Source organism: Polaromonas sp. P1_E3, from assembly GCF_056405935.1.
The window spans coordinates 1-4,106 of record NZ_JBFUBD010000250.1 but is presented as its reverse complement, the minus strand read 5'-3'; the positions used below and the strand labels follow the sequence as shown (position 1 = coordinate 4,106).

Annotated in this window: 4 protein-coding genes and 1 pseudogene; 1 reads left to right on the top strand and 4 read right to left on the bottom strand. The window is 59.4% G+C overall.

Annotated elements, in window-relative coordinates; genetic code table 11:
* The first annotated feature begins 57 nt into the window (after positions 1-57).
* Positions 58-672 carry a YqhA family protein gene (locus tag AC1D0Z_RS17055; protein WP_477659406.1) on the top strand — a complete coding sequence of 205 codons (615 nt, stop codon included), beginning with the start codon at positions 58-60 and terminating at the stop codon, positions 670-672.
* 19 nt (positions 673-691) lie between these two features.
* Here the strand turns inward: AC1D0Z_RS17055 and nhaA are convergent, their stop codons facing one another.
* From nhaA to AC1D0Z_RS17035, 4 genes and pseudogenes are all read right to left on the bottom strand, one after another.
* Positions 692-1,885, bottom strand: coding sequence for a Na+/H+ antiporter NhaA (nhaA, locus tag AC1D0Z_RS17050; protein WP_477659405.1), 1,194 nt, complete (start codon positions 1,883-1,885; stop codon positions 692-694).
* Between the two features lie 41 nt (positions 1,886-1,926).
* Positions 1,927-3,261 (bottom strand): oxalate/formate MFS antiporter, encoded by a 1,335-nt coding sequence (gene oxlT, locus AC1D0Z_RS17045; protein ID WP_477659404.1) that lies wholly within the window; start codon positions 3,259-3,261, stop codon positions 1,927-1,929.
* A 378-nt stretch (positions 3,262-3,639) separates the two neighbouring features.
* Positions 3,640-3,768, bottom strand: a complete 129-nt coding sequence (locus AC1D0Z_RS17040; RefSeq protein ID WP_477659403.1) for a hypothetical protein — start codon at positions 3,766-3,768, stop codon at positions 3,640-3,642.
* Positions 3,769-3,868: 100 nt separating this feature from the next.
* Positions 3,869-4,106 (bottom strand): annotated as a pseudogene (locus AC1D0Z_RS17035) (class II fumarate hydratase); the annotation flags it as partial.

Here is a 4,106-nt window from a genome sequence, read left to right as displayed (position 1 = left end):
ATTCCGGGGGCAGCTGCGCTCCCCCTACAATGCCGCAATCTTTTAGCTTACGCCATCATGACTGAACCCATCAAAACCCCTTCCGCCGGAAAAGTCTCGCCGTTGCGCCCCCTTCCCAACCTGATTTTCGCCAGCCGCTGGCTGCAGTTGCCGCTCTATCTCGGGCTGATCGCAGCGCAGGCGGTGTACGTGGTGCATTTCCTGGTCGAGCTGTGGCACCTGATTGAAGCTGCCTTCGGCAGCCAGACCGCCCTGCAGTCGCTGATCACCAGCATTGGCTACAAGACCGCCATACCGGTGGTCACACTGAACGAAACGGTCATCATGCTGGTGGTGCTGGCGTTGATCGATGTCGTCATGATCTCCAACCTCTTGATCATGGTGATCGTGGGCGGCTACGAAACCTTTGTGAGCCGCATGAACCTGGAAGGCCACCGCGACCAGCCCGAATGGCTGAGCCACGTGAACGCCTCGGTGCTGAAAGTCAAGCTGGCGACAGCCATCATTGGCATCAGCTCCATTCACCTGCTCAAGACCTTCATCAACGCCGACAACTACACGGACAAGGTCTTGATCGCGCAGACGGTGATCCACATCACCTTCCTGCTCTCAGCCATCGCGATCGCCTACACCGACAAGATCATGTCGGGCATCGCTGCGCAAAAGCACTGAACCTGCCCCGCGGGGCGAGCTAGTCCGACGCTTTTTCAGTGGTGCTGCTGCGCAGCAGCATCACTGCGCCCAGCACCCCCGACAACAATGAACCGCAGAGCACACCCAGCTTGAGCTGGGTCTCGTACGCCGCATCCTGGCCGGCAAATGCGAGCGCACCGATGAACAGGCTCATGGTAAAGCCCACGCCGCACAACAGGCACACGCCACAGAACTGGCTCCAGCCGGCACCGGCGGGCAGGCGTGCACCGGCAAAGCAAATCAACAACCAGGAAGCCCCGAACACCCCGACCGCCTTTCCCACCAGAAGGCCCGCCGTGATACCCAAGGGCACACTTTGAAGAAGCGTTCCGACGGTTACCCCCTGAAGCGACACTCCCGCATTGGCAAACGCAAACATGGGCAACACCGCAAAAGCCACCCAGGGGTGCAGTGCATGCTCTGCGGTTTTCAACGGCGAGCCGCCCTTTCCGTCTGACAAAGGAATGGCCAGCGCGGTAATGACGCCCGCCAGCGTGGCATGAATGCCTGACTTGTAAACGAAAAGCCAGATCACCAGCCCCACCGCCACGTAGGGCCCTATGGCCATCACCCTCGCCCGGTTAAAGGCCAGCAAGAGCAAGCCGCCGATTCCCGCCGCCAGCAACGCCATCACCGACAAACCCTCGGTGTAGAAAAACGCAATGATCAGAATGGCCCCGAGGTCGTCAATGATCGCGACAGCGGTCAAAAATACCTTAAGTGATGCCGGCACCCGGCTGCCCAGCAGCACCAGGATGCCCAATGCAAATGCAATGTCGGTGGCAGCAGGAATTGCCCAGCCGCGCATGGCAACCGGATCACCAGCATTGATCGCCATGTAGAAAAGCGCCGGCGCAATCATGCCGCCCAATGCGGCGCCTGCCGGCAAGAGCGCCTGCGCACGCGAGGCCAGCTCCCCCTCCAGCAATTCGCGCTTGATCTCCAGGCCCACCAGAAAGAAAAACACCGCCATCCACAGGTCATTAACCCAGTGCAGCAGCGATTTGGAAAGCACCAGCAAATCACCGCCTACACGCAGCTCACCGGGCAACTGAACAAACCGGTTGTAAGCCTCACCCCATGGCGAGTTACTCAACACCAGCGCGGCCACCGCGGCCAGCGCCAGCACCACGCCCGAAAGCGATTGCGAATTGATGAACTGGTTGAGGGTGCGGTAAACAAGCTTCAGCATGCCCTATTGTCCCAGACCCGCCGGGACGCAAGGCCTGCTGTTTATTGCGCGGACTGAGGGAGATGAACGAAGCCGGCAGCCTTGTCTACCGCAGCCGCAGGCAGCACGGCTTTTTCCATCTCCGCGCGCCGCATCGGGCGCAATACATACCAGGCCATCAGGGCCGCAATTGCGTTCATCACGCTGCCAACAATGAACACGGCGTGCCAGTTACCGGTCATGGCCGTCAGCACGCTGGACAGCGGTACCAGCAGCGACGCTGTGCCCTTGGCGGTGTACAGCAGGCCCGCGTTGGAGGCGGCGTACTTGGAGCCAAAGGTATCGGCGCAGGTTGAGGGAAAGAGGCTGTAGATCTCGCCCCAGGCGAAGAACACCATGCCCGTCAGGACCACGAAGGCAACCGGGTTGTGACCAAACTGGTAGAGGGCCAGGATACCGACCGACTCGATGCCGAAGGCGATCAGCATCGTCTTTTCACGGCCGATCTGGTCCGACACCCAGCCAAAGAATGGACGGGTCAACCCGTTGAGCACGCGGTCGATGGCGAGGGCAAAGGTGAGCGCCGGCAGCGCCAGGCCCATGATGCTGACGGGTACATCCCCGACATTGAAATCCTTCGCGATGGGTCCGAGCTGAGCCGTGGCCATCAGCCCACCGGCTGCCACCATCACGAACATGACATACATCACCCAGAATACCGGCGAACGCAGGACTTCGGACGGCGTGTAGTCACGCCGGCTCTGCTGCACATTGATCGTGGAGATCGAGCCGCTCTTGGCAAGGTTCGCCGGTGCCCGCGTCAACAGGAACGACACGACGAAGACGATCACGCCCTGGATGATCCCGAAATACAGGAAAGCCGACTGGTAGCCGCTACCTTTGATCATGGCCGAGATCGGAAGAATGGTGAGCGCGGAACCCGCGCCAAAACCTGCAGCCGTCAGACCCGCAGCCAGCCCTCGGCGATCTGGAAACCACTTCAAGGCATTGCCGACACAGGTACCGTACACCGCACCTGCGCCAACGCCGCTGATGGCCGCTGCGATATAGAGCAGCATCAGTGAATCGGCAAAGGAATTAATAACCCAGCCCACGCCGCACAGAATGCCGCCGACCATGACTACCGGACGCGGCCCGAAACGGTCGACGAGGTAGCCTTCAATCGGCACGAGCCAGGTTTCAGTCAAGACAAAAATTGTGAAGGCCACCTGAATGGCGGCCTTGCTCCAGCCGTACTTGTCGGCTATCGGATTCACAAAAAGGGTCCAGCCATATTGCAGGTTGGCGATCATCGCCATGCAGACGATGCCCAGGAGAAGCTGTATCCAGCGATGGGCGCTGGACGGTGCGGGGATAGCAGTAGTCGCGTATGTCATTGATGTCTCCAATCACTTTTATGCCGTGGAAATTGCAGTTGCAATCGCTGATGCTGTTGTTGTGGAGCGGATTGTGAGAGCGCGCATTTGGAGGCCCATTGACCGCGATCAAGTTTGGAAAAAACTTTACGCACTGTCACGAAAAGTGAAAGCCGAATGAAAGAATCGCAGGGCGCCGGCGCTCGGTCACTGCGAAGGATTCAGTTCAACAAGATGAGACAGTGCGGTGCCGGCAGGGCTGAGCTGAACGCGCAATGCGGCAATCAGCAAGTGCCCGGCATTGCACCGGGCATGGGATTCACTGAAAAGAAAACGAAAGAAAAAAAGCAACCGCGTAGCGCGGTCTATTGCTCACGGTGCAAACCGTCCGGTAAAAAATTAGCGCGCTCGTAACGCGCTGATAAAAATATGCAAGGGCGTAGCAGCCGTCAACTCACGCAGCACAAGGCGCACGCGTGCACTGGCTGCGGCCTGGGCGACGTTCCAATACAAGGCGAAGGCAGTCATGGATTTCCTTTTGTGGTCTGAACATTTACGGCCACAATCATAGGGTAAACCCTTAATTCCCTCAACCCACCCGCGATCTCCCGACAGGTTGCGGCCAGCGTCAGCCCACCATGTTCTCAGGCCGCACCCAGGCATCGAACTGCTCGGCCGTGACATGACCGGAAGCCAGCGCCGCATCGCGCAGGCTGCTGCCTTCCTTGTGCGCCTTTTTGGCGATGAAGGCGGCCTTGTCATAGCCGATGTGCGTGTTGAGCGCCGTCACCAGCATCAGCGAGCGATCCACCAGTTCGGCGATGCGTTCGCGGTTGGGTTCAATGCCCACGGCGCAGTGGTCGTTG